The 16,814-nt window shown below is 64.0% G+C and carries 19 protein-coding genes and 1 tRNA gene; 14 read left to right on the top strand and 6 right to left on the bottom strand.

Annotated features, from left to right (window positions below):
- Positions 1 to 148: 148 nt before the first annotated feature.
- The 6 genes from XF30_RS24110 to XF30_RS24085 all read left to right on the top strand — a co-directional run bounded on the left by XF30_RS24110 (position 149) and on the right by XF30_RS24085 (position 5,146).
- Positions 149 to 1,804 (top strand): acetolactate synthase large subunit, encoded by a 1,656-nt coding sequence (locus XF30_RS24110; RefSeq protein WP_204524524.1) that lies wholly within the window; start codon positions 149 to 151, stop codon positions 1,802 to 1,804.
- Between the two features lie 217 nt (positions 1,805 to 2,021).
- Positions 2,022 to 2,369 carry a Lin0512 family protein gene (locus XF30_RS24105; RefSeq protein ID WP_018646107.1) on the top strand — a complete coding sequence of 116 codons (348 nt, stop codon included), beginning with the start codon at positions 2,022 to 2,024 and terminating at the stop codon, positions 2,367 to 2,369.
- A 4-nt stretch (positions 2,370 to 2,373) separates the two neighbouring features.
- The gene (locus tag XF30_RS24100; protein WP_192893236.1) at positions 2,374 to 3,066 is read left to right on the top strand and encodes a GNAT family N-acetyltransferase; all 693 of its coding nucleotides are present in this window, start codon (positions 2,374 to 2,376) and stop codon (positions 3,064 to 3,066) included.
- A 73-nt stretch (positions 3,067 to 3,139) separates the two neighbouring features.
- Positions 3,140 to 4,324 carry a serine hydrolase domain-containing protein gene (locus XF30_RS24095; RefSeq protein WP_109144032.1) on the top strand — a complete coding sequence of 395 codons (1,185 nt, stop codon included), beginning with the start codon at positions 3,140 to 3,142 and terminating at the stop codon, positions 4,322 to 4,324.
- Between the two features lie 94 nt (positions 4,325 to 4,418).
- Positions 4,419 to 4,628 carry a YgaP family membrane protein gene (locus XF30_RS24090; RefSeq protein WP_192893235.1) on the top strand — a complete coding sequence of 70 codons (210 nt, stop codon included), beginning with the start codon at positions 4,419 to 4,421 and terminating at the stop codon, positions 4,626 to 4,628.
- Positions 4,625 to 5,146 (top strand): RNA polymerase sigma factor, encoded by a 522-nt coding sequence (locus tag XF30_RS24085; protein WP_109144031.1) that lies wholly within the window; start codon positions 4,625 to 4,627, stop codon positions 5,144 to 5,146. Before XF30_RS24090 ends, XF30_RS24085 begins: the two co-directional genes overlap by 4 nt.
- 74 nt (positions 5,147 to 5,220) lie before the next feature.
- Here the strand turns inward: XF30_RS24085 and XF30_RS24080 are convergent, their stop codons facing one another.
- The 3 genes from XF30_RS24080 to XF30_RS38225 all read right to left on the bottom strand — a co-directional run bounded on the left by XF30_RS24080 (position 5,221) and on the right by XF30_RS38225 (position 8,252).
- Positions 5,221 to 6,561: an RtcB family protein gene (locus XF30_RS24080; protein WP_109144030.1), complete on the bottom strand. Its 1,341-nt coding sequence runs from the start codon at positions 6,559 to 6,561 to the stop codon at positions 5,221 to 5,223.
- A gap of 111 nt (positions 6,562 to 6,672) precedes the next feature.
- On the bottom strand, positions 6,673 to 7,998 hold the full coding sequence (locus XF30_RS24075; protein WP_109144029.1) for a TROVE domain-containing protein: 1,326 nt from the start codon (positions 7,996 to 7,998) through the stop codon (positions 6,673 to 6,675).
- Positions 7,999 to 8,096: 98 nt separating this feature from the next.
- A tRNA-Arg gene (locus XF30_RS38225) sits at positions 8,097 to 8,252 on the bottom strand.
- 941 nt (positions 8,253 to 9,193) lie between these two features.
- Here XF30_RS38225 and XF30_RS24065 point away from each other — a divergent pair.
- The gene (locus XF30_RS24065; RefSeq protein ID WP_036000909.1) at positions 9,194 to 9,865 is read left to right on the top strand and encodes a DUF429 domain-containing protein; all 672 of its coding nucleotides are present in this window, start codon (positions 9,194 to 9,196) and stop codon (positions 9,863 to 9,865) included.
- Positions 9,866 to 9,871: 6 nt separating this feature from the next.
- On the opposite strand, the gene XF30_RS24060 is transcribed toward XF30_RS24065, so the two are convergent.
- Positions 9,872 to 10,075, bottom strand: coding sequence for a hypothetical protein (locus XF30_RS24060; RefSeq protein WP_036022634.1), 204 nt, complete (start codon positions 10,073 to 10,075; stop codon positions 9,872 to 9,874).
- A gap of 166 nt (positions 10,076 to 10,241) precedes the next feature.
- Between XF30_RS24060 and XF30_RS38645 the strand changes: the two genes are divergently transcribed.
- The gene (locus tag XF30_RS38645) at positions 10,242 to 10,388 is read left to right on the top strand and encodes a hypothetical protein (RefSeq protein ID WP_192893234.1); all 147 of its coding nucleotides are present in this window, start codon (positions 10,242 to 10,244) and stop codon (positions 10,386 to 10,388) included.
- 86 nt (positions 10,389 to 10,474) lie between these two features.
- Entirely contained in the window at positions 10,475 to 11,206 is a 732-nt protein-coding gene (locus XF30_RS24055; protein ID WP_109145833.1) for a glutathione S-transferase N-terminal domain-containing protein, read from the top strand.
- Positions 11,207 to 11,274: 68 nt separating this feature from the next.
- Here the strand turns inward: XF30_RS24055 and XF30_RS24050 are convergent, their stop codons facing one another.
- Positions 11,275 to 11,646 carry a tRNA-binding protein gene (locus tag XF30_RS24050; protein WP_057028941.1) on the bottom strand — a complete coding sequence of 124 codons (372 nt, stop codon included), beginning with the start codon at positions 11,644 to 11,646 and terminating at the stop codon, positions 11,275 to 11,277.
- A gap of 105 nt (positions 11,647 to 11,751) precedes the next feature.
- Between XF30_RS24050 and XF30_RS24045 the strand changes: the two genes are divergently transcribed.
- Complete coding sequence (locus tag XF30_RS24045; protein ID WP_109144027.1) at positions 11,752 to 12,111, top strand: ArsC family reductase; 360 nt, start codon at positions 11,752 to 11,754, stop codon at positions 12,109 to 12,111.
- A gap of 3 nt (positions 12,112 to 12,114) precedes the next feature.
- Here the strand turns inward: XF30_RS24045 and XF30_RS24040 are convergent, their stop codons facing one another.
- Positions 12,115 to 12,762 (bottom strand): hypothetical protein, encoded by a 648-nt coding sequence (locus tag XF30_RS24040; RefSeq protein ID WP_167361655.1) that lies wholly within the window; start codon positions 12,760 to 12,762, stop codon positions 12,115 to 12,117.
- A 340-nt stretch (positions 12,763 to 13,102) separates the two neighbouring features.
- Between XF30_RS24040 and XF30_RS24035 the strand changes: the two genes are divergently transcribed.
- From XF30_RS24035 to XF30_RS24020, 4 genes are all read left to right on the top strand, one after another.
- Positions 13,103 to 13,858, top strand: a complete 756-nt coding sequence (locus XF30_RS24035) for an ABC transporter ATP-binding protein (RefSeq protein ID WP_018317619.1) — start codon at positions 13,103 to 13,105, stop codon at positions 13,856 to 13,858.
- Positions 13,851 to 14,597 carry an ABC transporter ATP-binding protein gene (locus XF30_RS24030; protein ID WP_036022650.1) on the top strand — a complete coding sequence of 249 codons (747 nt, stop codon included), beginning with the start codon at positions 13,851 to 13,853 and terminating at the stop codon, positions 14,595 to 14,597. The genes XF30_RS24035 and XF30_RS24030 overlap by 8 nt, the downstream gene beginning before the upstream one ends.
- Before the next feature lie 56 nt (positions 14,598 to 14,653).
- Positions 14,654 to 15,874 carry an ABC transporter substrate-binding protein gene (locus tag XF30_RS24025; RefSeq protein WP_036000846.1) on the top strand — a complete coding sequence of 407 codons (1,221 nt, stop codon included), beginning with the start codon at positions 14,654 to 14,656 and terminating at the stop codon, positions 15,872 to 15,874.
- A 76-nt stretch (positions 15,875 to 15,950) separates the two neighbouring features.
- Entirely contained in the window at positions 15,951 to 16,814 is an 864-nt protein-coding gene (locus XF30_RS24020) for a branched-chain amino acid ABC transporter permease (RefSeq protein ID WP_036000843.1), read from the top strand.

The raw sequence follows: 16,814 nt of genomic DNA, 5'->3' as shown, positions 1-16,814 counted from the left end.
GTCAGATATCGCGGCTTGTCAATCGAGCGAGAGCTGATCGAGTTGCAGTTGCGCGCCTCTTTGTGAGTTGTTCCCGTGTCGCGAGCCGTTACCATGCGGCCGCTCGGGGAGTCTGAATTCACAACGAGCGGAGGCGGCATTGGGCGGGATGGAACGCAAAGCGAAGGGATCGGACCTGTTTGTCGCGGCGTTGGAGAATGAGGGTGTTGACCGCATCTTCGGCATCCCCGGCGAAGAGAATCTCGATCTGGTTGAATCGCTGCGTGCTTCGAGGATCGAGCTGATCCTGACCCGCCACGAGCAGGCCGCCGCCTTCATGGCCGCCACCCACGGGCGGCTGACCGGCAAGCCCGGCGTTTGTCTGTCGACGCTCGGCCCGGGTGCTCTCAACCTGTCGACGGGCGCCGCCTACGCGCATCTCGGTGGCATGCCGATGATCCTGATCACCGGCCAGAAGCCGATCATGAGCAGCCGGCAGGCCCGCTTTCAGATCGTGGACGTGGTGGCGACCATGAAGCCGCTCACGAAACTGTCGCGGCAGATCGTCAGCGCCTCCAGCATCCCGACCGTGGTGCGCGACGCCTTTCGCGTCGCGATGGAGGAGCGGCCCGGGCCGGTGCATCTCGAACTGCCCGAGGACGTTGCCGGGGACGAGGTGCCTGCGGTCCCCGTGATCCCGGTCCATCCGATCGAAATCCCGGTCGCCCATCGCGCCGCGCTCGACCGCGCCGCCGAGATGATCATGGCCGCCAAGCGCCCGCTGGTGATGATGGGCGCGGCGACCAGCCGGCCGCGGTCGACACACGGCATCGCAAGCTTCGTGCGGCGGACCGGCATTCCGTTCTTCACGACTCAGATGGGCAAGGGCACCGTGCCCGGCGGCACCAATCTCTACATGGGCACTGCCGCCTTATCCGAGCGCGACTATGTGCATGATGCCATTGACGCTGCCGACCTGATCGTTGCGATCGGTCACGACCCGATCGAGAAACCGCCCTTCATCATGGGGCCCTCGGGCCCGAAGGTCATTCACGTCAGCTACACGCCGGCGAGCGTCGAGCAGGTCTATTTCCCCGATGCCGAGGTCGTAGGGGACGTCGGCCCGAGCCTGGAGCTGCTGGCGGATCGACTCGAAGGCAAGCTGCCGCAGGCCGGGGCGCTGCTGCCGCTGCGCGAAGAGATACTGAAGCACATCGCCGACCGCGCCACCGAAGCGCGCTGGCCGCCGACGCCGCAGCGCATCGTGCACGACATCCGCCAAGTGATTCCGGAGAACGGCATCGTCGCCCTCGACAACGGCATGTACAAGATCTGGTTTGCGCGCAACTACCGCACCCGCGTCGCCAACACGCTGCTGCTCGACAATGCGCTGGCGACCATGGGCGCCGGCCTGCCGTCGGCGATGATGGCCGCGATGCTCTATCCCGACCGCCGCGTGCTTGCGGTTGCCGGCGACGGCGGCTTCATGATGAACAGCCAGGAGATGGAGACGGCGGTCCGCCTCAAGCTCAACCTGGTCGTGCTGGTGCTGGAGGACAAGGCCTACGGCATGATCCGCTGGAAGCAGGCCGTCGACCGCTTTGCCGATTACGGCATGACGTTTGGCAATCCGGATTTTGCACTATACGCCAAGGCTTATGGCGCCAAGGGTCATCGCATCGAAGGCATCGACAGCTTCGGCACGACGCTCGATGCCGCCTTCAGGGAGGGCGGCGTGCATCTGGTCGTGGTCCCGATCGATTATTCGGAGAACGTGCGGGTGCTGGTCGACGAGTTGCGGGCGCACGAGAAGGCGAAGGCGTGAATTTTGTGCGACGCTCTCACCGTTCGTCATTGCGAGGAGCCCTTGCGACGAAGCAATCCAGACTGTCACCGCGGAAAGATTCTGGATTGCTTCGCTGCGCTCGCAATGACGGAGCCTGTGGCGGAGACCCTCCGTCGATCTGACAACTCCACTTGTCTCGCGCAGCCCGATCGCCGACACTCGCAATCACCCGATCCAACCACCACAGGAATATGAAATGACCCGCGTTCGTTGTGTCACCGAGATGGGCATGGGCGTCGACGTCCACGGCAGGGACGCTACCAAGGCGGCCAAGCGCGCCGTCTCCGATGCCATCAGGCATTCCAGCCTCGGCTTCTTCCGGATGATCGGCAAGACCGCGAACGACATGTTCGTGGACGTCACGATCGGCGTGCCGAATCCAGAAGCCGTCGACAAGGAAGCCGTCGCCAAGGAGCTGCCTTACGGCACCGTGACCGTCACCGCGGTCAAGGGCGGGCTGGAGATCCCCTCGGCCACGGAAGTGGCCAACGATCCCATCCTGATCGCCAATGCCGCCGTCATCGTCAGCTTCGACAAGGATTAGGCCGATGTCCGCGAGCAATGAGGCGCTGCTGGATCGTCCGATCTGGAGCGCGTTGACGACGAGCCAGAAGCATCTGGCCGAGGGCGGCCCGCGGGCTCTGCGCTATCCCGTGGACATGACGCCGTTTGCCGATATGGCGGACATGTCCGCGGCAAGTTTTGCGGCGCTCGGCGATCTCATGTCGGGCTCGCAAGTCGCGGTGCTGTTCACGCCCGAGCCCGTCGAAATTCCCGCCGGCTTCAAGGTGCTGCTCGCGGAGCCCGGCGAGCAGTTGATCGGCTCGCCCGCCGACACTTCGCTGCGCGATGCCGAGATCGTCCGCCTCGGCGCGACTGACGTTCCCGCCATGATGGCGCTGACCGAGCTGACCAAACCCGGGCCGTTTGCGGCGCGGACGCACGAGCTCGGCACATTCCTCGGCATCCGTGCACGCGGCGAGCTGGTCGCCATGGCCGGCGAGCGGATGAAGCCGGGCAATTTCACCGAGATGACGGCGGTCTGCGTGCATCCCGATCATCGCGGTCGCGGTTACGCACAGGCGTTGCTCGCCGCCATCGCGCGCCAGATCGAGGCGCGCGGCGAAATTCCGTTCCTGCACGTGTTCGCGAGCAATACGTCTGCCATCGCGCTGTACCAGCGGCAGGGCATGCGGATTCGGCGCCGGCTGCAGGTCACCGTGCTGATGAAGCAGGGATGAGCTGCACCGTGGGCTTCATATCCCGAGAAATCGCGCTATATCGATTCCAACCACAAATCGGGGGGGGGAGCACATGGACGCCAGAACGACTGATTTTTCCGCCGTACGGACGGCGATGCAGCGCTACGTCGATCAGGAGATCATTCCCGGCGTATCCTGGGCCGTGCTGCGCGGCCGCGAGGTGGTCGATCAGCAATGCGTGGGCTTTGCCGACCGAGAGGCCAACACTGCGCTGCGGCCCGATCATATCTTCCGGGCGTTCTCCAACACCAAGATCTTCGTCACCTGCGCGATCATGCTGCTGGTCGAGCAAGGCCGCATCGGCCTCGATGACGCAGTCGAAAAATTCCTGCCGCAGCTCGGCAATCGCAAGGTGCTGAAGCAGAACGCTTCGAGCCTTGCCGATGTCGAGCCGGCGAAGAGCCCGATCACGATCCGCCAGCTCCTGACCCACACCTCCGGCCTCAGCTACGGCATCTTCGATCCCGGCACGGTGCTGTTCAAGGGTTACAACGAGGCGCGCGTGCTCAATCCGCTGACGCCGCTCAGCGACATGATCGACAGGCTCGCCGACCTGCCGCTGTCCTATCACCCTGGCACGGCCTGGGAATATTCCGTGGCGACCGACGTGCTCGGCCGTGTGGTCGAGGTCGTCTCGGGCCAGCCGCTCGATGTCTTCCTGAGGGCGCGCATCTTCGATCCCCTGGGCATGATCGACACCGGCTTCCATGTCCCCGAGGCCCAGCAGGGCAGGCTGGTCGCGCTCTACAACGGCGCCGACGTGCTCGACCCCATGAAGCCCGGCCTCGCGCGCGCCGACCATCTGCCTTACCCGCAAGCCTATCGGCGGCCGCTGCCGCGGCTCTCGGGCGGCGGCGGTCTGGTTTCGACCTTGCCGGACATGCTAGCACTGCTGCGTGCGCTGCTGCCCGGGTCAGATGCGCTGCTGAAGCCGGAGACGCTGCGGCAGATGATGACGAACCAGCTGCCCGCAGGCCAGACCATCCGCTTTGCCAATCTCGGGCCGATTCCCGGCAAGGGCTTTGGCCTCGGCGGCGCCGTCACCTTCGCGCCGACGCCGTTCGATCCGCCGAACTCGACAGGTGAATTCCAATGGGGCGGCCTTGCCGGTACCCATTGGTGGATCTGTCCGGAAGCGAACACTGCGGGCGTCCTGATGACCCAGCGCTACATGGGCTTCTGGAATCCGTTCTTCTTCGAGTTCAAGCGCCTTGCCTCTCAGGCGGTCGGAGGTTGACCGCAAAGAATCTTTTACCAGCGCGAATCCTTTTTGGCCGTCGCGTCCTCTTGATGGTCGAGGCAATCGGTCTCGGCCCATATCGGAGGATGTGATGGGATTCTATCGAAAGAACATGGGCGGGCTGCATCAGGTGGTGCGGGTCGTCCTGGGGATTGCGGTGGCGGCTGCGGCGTTCGTTTATCTTGCCGGCGCGACGGCATGGCTGGTCGCGCTCGGTGGCGCCGGCTTCGCGCTGACCGGTTTCGTCGGTTATTGCCCGATGTGCGCGATGGCAGGCATCGGCAAGGGAGGGATGTCGTGAGCGCGGCGGCGATCTCGCCAAATCTTTTGGAGGCCGCGCGGCTCGGCGATGCCGAGGCGATTGCGCGTCTGCTCGAGACGACGCAGCCAGATATTCGTCGCTATGCGCGGGCAACCTGCCGCAGCTCGGCGGACGCCGAGGATGCGACGCAGGAGGCGCTGTGGATCCTGTTCCGCCACGTCGGCACGATCCGTTCGCTGCTGGCGTTGTCGGCCTGGCTGTTCAGCGTGGTCCGGCGCGAATGCCTGCGGCTTGCACGCCGAACCGGCCTCGTGCCGACTGTTGATGGTGCCGAGGCGGAGGCCGCACTGCTGTTGCGCCCTGAGGCCGATCTGCGGCTCGACGTCGCCGCGGCGTTCGAGGCCCTGCCGCCGCACTATCGCGATGTCGCGCTGATGCGCGACGTCAAGGAGATGACGATCGACGAGATTGCCGCCGCGCTCGGCGCGACCAGGCAGACCGTGAAGGCGCGGCTGCATCGCGCCCGCGCCTTGATGCGCGAATATCTGACGAGATGAGAGACAACCAGATTCAAAGGAAAAAAACGGAGTGACGTGGGCGGGAGACGTCGCCTCCCGCCCACGGCTTCGCTTTAGTCCTTCCACGGATCGAACTCGCCTTCGCCGGCCATGGCGACGGCGAACGGCCGCAGCGTGTGCAGCACGCGCACGGTGCCGGCGTGTTGGGCCAGCACGTCCGGCAGGCGGCGATAGGCCATCGGGCTCTCGTCGAGGTCGGCACCGATCAAGGTGACGCCGCGCTCGTTCAGCCAACGGTCCATCTCCTCGCGCGAGAAGCGCCGCTTCGCCTCACGTCGTCCGAACAGGCGGCCGGCGCCGTGCACGGTCGAGTAGAGCGAGGCCTTGGCTTCCGGGCTGTCGACGCCTTCGAGGATGACGGCGTCGTCGCCCATCGAGCCGCCGACGAACCCCTTCTGGCCGGGAAACGCCGGCGTCGCGCCCTTGCGCACCACCCACAAATCCTTGCCGTCGTGGGTCTCACGCCAGGCATAGTTGTGGTGGTTGTGCACGCTCTCGGTGACGCTGCCGCCGATGATCTGGCGGACGCGCTCGACGACCCACTCGCGGCCTGCATAGGCATAACGCCCGGCGAGCTGCATCGCCGCGATGTAGCGGCGGCCGAGCTCGCTGTCCTCGTCGACTACGGCGGGCGGGACGTTCATGCCGTCCTTGCCGCCGGCGGCCTTGAGGTAGCGCGTCGCGGAGGTATGCCCGAGGCCGCGGCTTCCGAAGTGGACGCCGATCCAGACGAAGCCTTCCTCGTCGCGCATGAGGTCGACATAGTGGTTGCCCGATCCGACCGTGCCGAGCTGCTTCACGGCCTTCTGACGGTAGTCCTCCATGTCGCTTTCGCGCCAGGCCTCGCCGTCGTCGAACAGGTCGTGCTCGGCCCGTTCCGCGTTGGCACGGCCGACGCCGAACGAGATCACCTTGGCGACGTCGCGGATGATCGTGGGTGCGATCTCCGCGATGTCGTCGAAGCGCGTGTCGAGCCGAGCCGCCATGTTGCCGCAGCCAATGTCGAAGCCGACGCCGGAGATGCTGATCTGCTTCTCATAGGCGATGACCCCGCCGACCGGCTGCGCATAGCCGAGATGGCCGTCGGCGCAGATCACGCCGGAGACGACATTGCCGATGGCCATGCAATTGCGCATCTGCGCAATCGTCGCCTCCTCGTGGGGTCCGAACACCTTCAGCGGCGCATTCTGGAAACGGGCGTCCTGCGTCCGGAACGCGGCAATCGAGCTCGCGGTCGCATTGGCCTCGCGGGCAAGATGCTCCTTGCGCGCGGCGTCCTTGTACAGGCACCAGGCCGGCTGGCCGCGTCCTTCGCCGACGCGCGAGTCGGGATCGACACCGGCGGCGAGGCAGAGCTCGCGGGCGCGTTCCATGTAGGGGTCGGGTCGTCGCATGGTCGTAGATCCTTGTCATTCCGCGCGCACCATAACGGGGGCGGGCGGATCATTTCAGAGATTTCGCTGGCCCCGGGCGCATCTCGCGTCCGGGGCCATTGTTGTTGCGCATCAGGTCAACGCCGTCTCGGACGCCGCGATCCACGCGACCACGGCCTCGGAGAAGCCGTTGACGCGGGTCCAGGCGCCGTGACCGACGCCGTGCTGATACGAGGCCACGTTGACCATGGTGCCGCGCGCCCTCGGCTCGGGCACCTGGTCGTGGCTCTGCTCGTCGGTGAAAACGATGAGGCGATCGCCCTTGCAGTCGATCTCCGTCACCGCCTTGCCGAGATAGGTTCCGCCATGCGGCTGCGAGTTGATGATCGCATCCCGCAGCGCGAAACCGCGGCGGGGAGGGACCTTCACGACCTCGTTGGAGAAGGTGAAGATCTCGACCTCGTCGCAGATCTCGCGGGCGAGAATGGCAAGGCCACACGCCGCCTCCGCGCGCGTCATTTCCGACTGCGCGGAGAGGGTCGCGAACATCGAGCCGGACACGTCGATCAGGAGCCGGGTGCGGCCCGGAAGCCGCACATGGTCCTTGACCGACTTGAGCATCGCAGCCTCGAGCTCGGGCTCGAAGTCCGGCGCATAGCGCGCCGCCGTGATGAAGCGATAGGGCAGGATACGATCCGTCCGCATCGCCTCGATCGCGCCTGCGATGGTCTCGCGCGGGACCTGCGCGTTCTGCATCAGGCGCAGATTGCGCAGTAGCGCCAGGCCGCCGAGCTTTCGCTCGGCGATCAGCCGCTCGAAGCTCTCGCGCTTGTTCTTGCCGGCCGAGAGCGAAACCTCCCAGGTGTCGGGGGAGGCGAGCTCGCCATCGACGAGCTGCTTCCACACCTTCGCCTGATCGGCGTCTTTCGGCTTGGCGTGCACCAGGAACAGAACGTCCCTGATCCGCACCGCGCCGTCGCGGTCCCACTTGGCGAGCTGATAGGCGTCGAACTTGGTCAGCGCGCGGGCAAGGCCCTTCTTGACCTGCGCGGAGACCGGCTGACGCTTGCGCTGCTGCATCGGCCCCAGCGCATCCGCCCAGTAGATCGCGAGCAGCTCCGTCATCTCGTCGGGACGCTGGATCACCTGGGCGAGCGTGTCGGCAACGAGGGTGCGGTGCTTCTCGCTGCGCGCCATCTCGCGGATGACGAGGAGCGGTGCGTGCCGCAGCTTCATCACCTCGCGCGCCTCGATCGCAAGCTGCGCGACGCGCGCGGGCGCGACCTTGGGCACGAGGGCCTTGATGCGGTCGGCGATGGCGACGCCATCCTCGTAGAACTGGTCCTCCCACAGGAGGCAGTTCATCAGCGCGCGCTTCAGCTCCATCTCGGGCGTGAAGCGAATTGCGCGTGCGCCCTCCCGCGTGAAGGCGCGAACGATCTTGTTGAGCCTGACCATGATGGCCTCCTCTTGGGTTGATGGGGATGGAAACGGAACAGGCGAGGCTGTACTGCCCTTGCGGGCAAGTCACATGCTCTACCGCTGAGCTACGGACTTTCGTCCGGAAGGAGTCGAACCTTCGACATTGCGATCCGAAGTAACAGCGCTCCTCACCACCGGCGGTGGCTAGGGGACACGATCCGGGAACGGGCGATTGCTGTACCCGACGAGCCGAAGCTCGCCGGAAAGCGCTCTATCCTCTGAGCTACCGGTGCATGGGACACCGGGCGGGATTCGAACCCGCGACCTCTCGCGTTGCAGGCGAAGTAACAGAAATCTTCACCACGGATCGTGACGGGTTGGCGGGGAACGATCGATGCTGTTGCTGCCCTTGCGGGCGATCCGCCTTTCGGCGCGCAGGGTTCGAACCTGCTCGGCGCTTTCCCGCCTTTACCACGAAGTAACAGACATCTTCACCACCGCCAGGCCAGTGCTTTCGCATCGGCCATTGATGGGTACGCTGGGGAACGGGCGATATCGGCTTTCAGTGACAACAACACAGTCTCTGTCCCCAACGGATAGATCCTGCGCCGGGCCGCGTGCAAGCCTTTTCCGAGGCCGCATCCCGGTGCGTGTGTCAAAGGCGGGAGGCATACCCGCTGTGCCGTGTGGAGAAGTATCCGACATCTTCACCACCAGCGTCGGTTGAGCCGCGATCCCTCACGGCAAACCGAGTTAGAAAAATTCGATCGCGGCGCTGTCGACGCGCCGCACATTGCGAACCCACTGGGTTCGCTCTGCCATCGGTGTCCGGCTCATCGCCTCGTTCCCTCCGGCAGGCCCCGCGCACTTGGGCACGCGCCTCTCCAGCGCGAGCCCCGAGATCCGGGTCCCTCGTTCCGGCCATTGCCGGGATGTTCGGTGGGGCCGCGCGGCGGGCAACAAAAAACCCTCCGGAGCGGCAGGCTCGGGAGGGTCCGTGAGAAGCGGACTGTCGATCTTGCGGTCAGGCAAGATCGCTCCCATGAGCCGGGCATGCGCAATCGAACAGCTTTGGGCTATTCGGTATGCGGATAATTCTTTCGTAGCGGTACGACATCGCTCGGTTCATGGTGTCTGTCGCAAACGGAAGTGCTTGCGAGGGCGCGGGACATACGCCCGCAACTTGCGGATGTCAAGCGAGACGCGCGAGGAAACTGAAATTGACGGACGCATGACTTGCAAAAACTATCTGGGGCTCGACGGATTTCGCTTCGGCTGGGTCGCAGCGTGGATTGACGAGCGCGGCGATCAAGGCTTCGATTATTCGCCAAGCCTGATGCGTCTGCTCGCAATCCCGCACGCCCGCGCGATGATCGACATGCCGATCGGACTGAACGCGAGCGGCTACCGCGCCTGCGATTTGCGCGCACGCGAACTGATCGGCCCAGCCGTGTTTCTCGGCGCGCGCCGCGACCTCTGGGCGTTCCACGACATGGCGGCGGCCAATCGCCATTACTGGAAGCACGAAGGCGAGGGCAGGGGCGTGTCGGCGCAGCTCTGGAATATCAGGGACAAGATGAGGGAGGTCGACGAGGCCATGACGCCGGCGCGGCAGGCGACGATCGGCGAAGCGCATCCGGAATTGATCTTCTGGAATCTGGCAGGACGCGTGCGGCTCGAACCGAAGTCCTCGCCGCGGGGCCGCGAGCAGCGTATCGCGCTTTTGAGAGGCCGCGGCTTCACTGAGGTCAAGAGATGGCTCACGCTTCGCCACGGCACCGGGATCGGTCGCGACGATCTCATCGACGCCTGTGCCTGCGCTGTCGCAGCGCGCGACAGCACGCAATCCGTTGGTGACGGCAGGATCGATCCGCGCGGACTACGGATGGAGATCAACTTCTGAAGGCGATCAGCCCTCGACTTCGCCTTCGAGATGACCGCGGCTGTTGGGGCCTGGATATGAGCCGCCCTCGTCGCCCAGTCTCGCTGCTCGCGCTTGGTACTCGTCGGCCATCGCCCGCAACCGCTGCGCCGCTTTGCTGTGCGTGAGATCGTTCGCGACGCGGCGACAGCGTTCGGCGTGGTCGAGCAGGGCGCGTTTCTCGATGTTCATTGAGCGACAACGCGCGAGGGGGCCATTGGTCCCTTTGAGAGCCGCCGGAACAGAGCGATGCCGTCGCAGCGAGATCGGGAAAAAATAGCAATATTTTGTCGTCGCCTGGAACGTGGCGCCTGAGCCGACGTTCTACGCCAGAGGCTGTCGAGGGATATACAATACAATGTACGACGTGTGCCAATTGGCGACCGCGATGCTCGCGGTTGCCTTTACGGCCCTGCTGCTGATCACGGGTCAACGGTTCATCGAGTCTCGGCTGCAGTATGAAGCAATGCCCCCGTTCGTGGCGATGGCGACACTGCCGCCCTAGCACAGCCGGAAGTGACTTGCGCGGTGCGGTACCTTGCCTAGATTGAGCACGCCTCAGTCCATGCACCCAGAGTCCCGATGTCCGATATGTCCTCCATTCCTGTCCCCAACTGGGACCGTCTGTCAGTCTTTCCGATCACCAGGCGCTGGCCACCCAAGCATCCGGAATTACTTCAGCTCTATTCGCTGCCGACGCCGAACGGCGTCAAGGTTTCGATCATGCTGGAGGAGATCGAGCTTCCTTACGAAGCGCATCTGGTCGACTTCGGCAAGGACGACCAGAAGACGCCCGAATTCCTCTCGCTCAATCCCAACGGTAAGATTCCGGCGATCCTCGATCCCAACGGTCCCCGCGACAGGAAACCATTGGCGCTGTTCGAGTCCGGGGCGATCCTGCAATATCTCGCGGAGAAGACCGGCAAGCTGCTGCCGCAGGATGCCGCGCGGCGTTATCAGACGCTGCAGTGGCTGCACTTCCAGATGGGTAGCGTCGGGCCGATGTTCGGTCAGGTCGGCTTCTTCCACAAATTCGCCGGCAAGGATTACGAGGACAAGCGGCCTCGTGACCGCTACGTCGCCGAAGCCAAGCGCCTGCTCGGCGTGATGGATACGCATCTCGCCGGCCGGCAATGGTTCATGGATGACGACTACACCATCGCCGACATCTCCATGCTCGGCTGGGTGCGCAATCTCATTGGCTTCTATGGCGCCGGCGATCTCGTCGAGTTCAGTCAGTTCAAGGCGGTCGGCGCCTGGCTCGAGCGCGGGCTTGCGCGCCCCGCGGTGCAGCGCGGATTGAACATTCCGCAGCGGCCCTAAGTCGCTTTAGGTTAGTGTTTGAGCATGATCTTTTCGGAAAACCGCTACACACTTTTCCGGATCATGCTCTAGAACAGCCGTCCGCCGTTCGGCACCGGCTTGCTCGGCTGCACCAGCACGACCTTGCCGTCGGCATCGGGGAAGCCGAGCGTCAGCACCTCGGAGACGACCGGGCCGATCTGGCGCGGCGGAAAATTGACGACGGCCGCGACCTGTTGGCCCACGAGACTTTCGAGCGGGTGGTTTTCGGTGATCTGGGCCGAGCTCTTGCGCACGCCGATGGCGGGGCCGAAATCGATCCACAGCCGCCAGGCCGGCTTGCGCGCTTCCGGAAACGGTTTGGCGTCGACGATGGTGCCGACACGGACGTCGACCGCGAGGAATGTGTCGAAGTCGATGGTCGGTGCGGCCGCCGCTGCGGGATCGTGGGTGACGTGCATGGGATGTCCGTTCGGTGGGGTGACGCGTCTCGCGACATTGTCGCGCGACGCGGAGTTTCGTACAACGCCACGCACATCATTGCTACGCCATGCGCGAGGACCGTCTTGCCCACCATCATCTACGGCATCAAGAACTGCGACACCATGAAGAAGGCCCGCGCCTGGCTCGATGGCCATGGCGTGGCTTACGCGTTTCACGACTACAAGGCGGCGGGTGTCGAGAAGGACAGGCTGAAGCAGTGGAGCGACAAGGTCGGTTGGGAGACCCTGCTCAATCGCGCCGGGACGACCTTCAAGAAGCTGCCCGACTTCGACAAGGAAGGCCTCACCGAGAAGAAGGCGCTGGCCTTGATGCTAGCGCAACCATCGATGATCAAGCGGCCGGTGCTCGAAATCGGCGGCAAGCTGTTGGTCGGCTTCAAGCCGGATATCTATGCCAAGGAGGTCGGCGGCAAGGCGCGCTGACGGCTAGTTCAGCTCAATGATCTCGTTGGAGATGGCGCGGCCCGGCTGGTCCGAGAACTCGACCGGATCGGCGGGTGCGATGCGGCCGGGGGCGCGATGAAACAGCTCGCGATCGATCACGGCCCGCAGCTTCGGGCGCGGCAGCGCGTCATTTCCGCGCATCAGATTCTTGATCTCGAAGCCGCCGTCCTCGCAGAAGGTCTTTACTGACGCGATGACGTGGCTGACCCTGCCGTCGGTCAGGAACGGCAGCAGCAGCCGCTCATACGCGACGATTCGGCCATAGGCGTCGTCGACGTCGGCAACGCTGTAGATCGGAAGGCCGCGCGCGACGCATTCATGATAGATCGGCATCACGTATGGTGCGAGCCGCGGCCCGACGTAATCATCGAGCGAAACGCCCTTGCCGGTATGCCCATAGGCGCGCGAGATGCGCGTGCCTTCGCTCTGGATGACCAGACGCGGCGTCGGCGTCGAAAGCTCCACCGTATAATAGATGAGATCCGACAGCTCCTCCTCGAGCCGCGCGGGCTGATACTCCCAGATCGCGGGAGCGATCTGCTGGCGCGCATAAAGTCGCAGCCACGTGTTGAGGAGATCACGCTGGCGGATCGACTTGACGACGGAGGGAGCGGCGCTTGCAAAATCCAAGACAATATTCTCCGCGCGTGAAAACCCCGGGATGATCGGGCTTGCGGGAAAATTTTCGATGAAGGCTGGCGCGGGAGACGAAAGACCGTTAACGACGGCTTGATGGCCGGTGCCTTGCGAACCGGAAAGGCCGGGCAGGCACGACATCGACCTCTGCGACTAAGGGAGCATTTGTACCCCGGCCGGAGGCCTGACCTGCTCAGCTTTCCGCCTTGCCTAACCCCCGTCACCTCCGGCATATTCCGCGCCCGGAGGCGGCGCCCCGGTGGGCTGCAAGTCCTCCGGACAGCCGAAGCAACAAGGACAGCCACGCGCCGCGCGCGGGCAGGGGGAAAACTGTTTGGCCGATGAGTTCATTCTCGAAACGGAAGGCTTGACCAAGGAGTTCGCGGGCTTCTTCGCCGTCCGCGACGTTGCGCTCAAGGTTCGCCGTGGGAGCATTCATGCGTTGATCGGCCCGAACGGGGCCGGCAAGACGACCTGCTTCAATCTTCTGACCAAGTTCCTCAAGCCGTCGGCCGGGAAAATCCTGTACAAAGGGCAGGACATCACCGCGATGGCGCCGGCGGATGTGGCCCGCATGGGGCTGGTCCGTTCGTTCCAGATTTCGGCGGTGTTTCCCCATCTCACCGCGCTCGAGAACGTCCGTGTCGCGCTGCAGCGCCAGCATGGCTCTTCGTTCGATTTCTGGCGCTCCAAGTCGGTGCTCAACCGCTTCAACGACCGCGCGCGCGAGCTGTTGAACGATGTCGGCCTCAACGAGTTTGCCAACACGCCGGCGGTCGAGATGCCCTATGGGCGCAAGCGTGCACTTGAGATTGCGACCACGCTGGCGCTCGACCCGGAGATGATGCTGCTCGACGAGCCGATGGCCGGCATGGGCCACGAGGACATCGACAAGATCGCGGCGCTGATCAAGCGCATCTCCGCGAAATACACCATCCTGATGGTCGAGCATAACTTAAGCGTCGTGGCCAACCTCTCCGATATCATCACCGTGCTGACGCGCGGGCAGGTGCTCGCGCAAGGCCACTACTCCGAGCTCACCAAGGACGAGCGCGTCAAGGAAGCTTACCTGGGAGCCGGTCATGCCTGATACAGCGATCGCCGAGGCTCCGGCCAGGGCTGCGACTGGCGGGAACATCCTGCAAGTCCGCAACTTGGAAGCCTGGTACGGCGAGTCTCACATCCTGCACGGGATCAACTTCGACGTGAACGCGGGCGAGGTCGTCACCCTGCTCGGGCGCAACGGCGCCGGCAAGACGACGACGCTGAAGTCGATCATGGGCATCATCGGCAAGCGCACCGGCTCGGTGAAGTTCAACAACCAGGAGATCATCCGCGCGACCTCCGACAAGATCGCGCGCATGGGCGTCGCCTTCTGTCCGGAAGAGCGGGGCATATTCTCCAGCCTCGACGTCCGCGAGAATTTGATGCTGCCGCCGGTTGTCCGCGAAGGCGGTTTGCCGCTCGACCAGATCTTCGAGCTGTTCCCGAACCTGAAGGAGCGGCTGAACAGCCAGGGCACCAAGCTGTCGGGCGGCGAGCAGCAGATGCTGGCGATCGCGCGCATCCTACGCACCGGCGCGAGCTTTCTGATGCTGGACGAGCCGACCGAGGGTCTTGCACCCGTCATCATCCAGCAGATCGGCCATACCATTGCGCGGCTCAAGAAGGAGGGCTTCACGATCCTCCTGGTCGAGCAGAACTTCCGCTTCGCTTCCACCGTCGCCGACCGCTATTACGTAGTCGAGCACGGCAAGATCATTGACGGGTTTTCCAATTCGGAGCTTGCCGCCAACATGGACAAGCTCCACACCTATCTCGGTGTGTAGCCGAGCAGGCCGGACGATCGAGAGTAACTATCAAAGGAATATTGGGAGGTCGGATTATGAAGCACAGCATTTCGGCAATGTTGCTCGGGACGGCCCTGGCGCTCGGCGCGGCAGGCGGCGCGGTCGCGCAGGACAAGAACATCAAGATCGGCGTGCTGACCGACAATTCAGGACTTTATGCCGATCTCGGTGGCGCCGGCTCGACCGTCGCCGCACAGATGGCGATCGAGGATTCCGGGCTCGCTGCCAAGGGCTGGAAGCTCGACCTGATCTCCGCCGACCATCAGAACAAGCCTGACATCGGCTCCACGATTGCTCGGCAATGGATCGACGTCGAGAAGGTCGACATCTTCATGGATGTCCTGAACTCCGGCGTTGCGCTGGCGGTGAACAATATCGTCAAAGAGAAGAATTCCATCCTGATCAACACAGGTGCGGCGACGTCGGATCTCACCAACGCGCAATGCTCGCCGAATACGGTCCACTGGGTCTATGATACCTATATGCTGGCCAACAGTACCGGGCAGGCGCTGGTGAAGGCGGGCGGCGACACCTGGTATTTTCTCACCGCGGACTACGCCTTTGGTCATGCCCTCGAGCGCGACACTGCCGCGGTCGTGGTGAAGTCGGGCGGCAAGGTGATCGGCAACGTCAAGCATCCCCTGAATACCGCTGACTTCTCGTCCTTCCTGCTTCAGGCGCAGGCCTCCAAAGCCAAGATCATCGGCATGGCGAATGCCGGCGGCGACACCACCAACACCATCAAGCAGGCGTCCGAGTTCGGCATCGTCTCGGGCGGCCAGAAGCTTGCGGGCCTGCTGCTCTTCATCACCGACGTGCACTCGCTCGGTCTGAAGGTGGCGCAGGGCTTGAATTTCACCGAGACCTTCTATTGGGACATGAACGACGGCACGCGCGCCTTCTCCAAACGCTTTTCCGAGCGGATGAAGAACAAGGCGATGCCCTCGATGGTGCAGGCCGGCGTCTATTCGGGCCTGCTGCACTACTTCAAGGCGCTGGAGGCGATGGGCGGCAATCCGCATGACGGGGCCAAGGTGGTCGCCAAGATGAAGGAGATGCCGACCGACGATGCGTTGTTCGGCAAGGGAACGATCCGTGCGGACGGTCGCAAGCTGCATCCGGCCTATCTGTTCGAGGTCAAGAAGCCCGAGGAATCCAAGGGCCCCTGGGACTATTACAAGCTGATCGGCACGACTCCCGGCGACCTGGCCTTCCGGCCGCTGTCGGAAAGCGCCTGTCCGCTGGTGAAGAAGTAACGGTGAACGATGCGGGCCGGCGCCGCAGCGGTGCCGGCCTGTTGTTGAGGAATAGAAGGGACCGGGTGCGGGATCGATGCAGGCTCTCTACGCTCAGCTACTGGTGGGACTGATCAACGGCTCGTTCTACGCGCTGCTCAGTCTCGGGCTTGCCGTCATCTTCGGCATGCTCAACATCATCAATTTCGCCCATGGCGCGCTCTACATGATGGGCGCCTTCGTCGCCTATTTCCTGTTGAACCTCGGCGGCATCAACTATTGGTGGGCGCTGCTGCTGGCGCCGATCATCGTCGGCATCTTCGGTATGATCCTGGAACGGACCATGCTGCAATGGCTGACCGGGCTCGATCATCTCTACGGTCTGCTCCTGACCTTCGGCATCGCGCTGATCGTGCAGGGCGTGTTCCAGAACTATTTCGGCTCCTCGGGCCTGCCTTACGCCATCCCCGACCAGCTCAGGGGCGGCATGAATCTCGGCTTCATGTTCCTGCCGATCTACCGCGGCTGGGTCGTCGTGTTCTCACTGGCGGTGTGCCTTGCGACCTGGTTCCTGATCGAGAAGACGCAGCTCGGCGCCTACCTGCGCGCCGCGACCGAAAATCCGACCTTGGTGCGTGCCTTCGGCATCAACGTGCCGCGCATGATCACGCTCACTTACGGTCTCGGCGTCGGCCTTGCCGCGCTTGCCGGCGTGCTCTCGGCGCCGATCAACCAGGTGCGGCCGCTGATGGGTGCCGACCTCATCATCGTCGTGTTCGCGGTGGTGGTGATCGGCGGCATGGGCTCGATCATGGGCTCCATCATCACCGGCTTTGCGCTCGGCGTGATCGAAGGCCTGACCAAGTATTTCTACCCCGAGGCCTCCAACACCGTCGTGTTCGTGCTGATGGTGCTGGTGCTGCTGGTGAAGCCGACGGGATTGACGGGAAGGGCGGCCTGA

The organism is Bradyrhizobium sp. SUTN9-2, from assembly GCF_003122645.1.
GTDB lineage: Bacteria > Pseudomonadota > Alphaproteobacteria > Rhizobiales > Xanthobacteraceae > Bradyrhizobium > Bradyrhizobium yuanmingense.
This window is presented reverse-complemented; position numbering and strand designations above follow the sequence as displayed.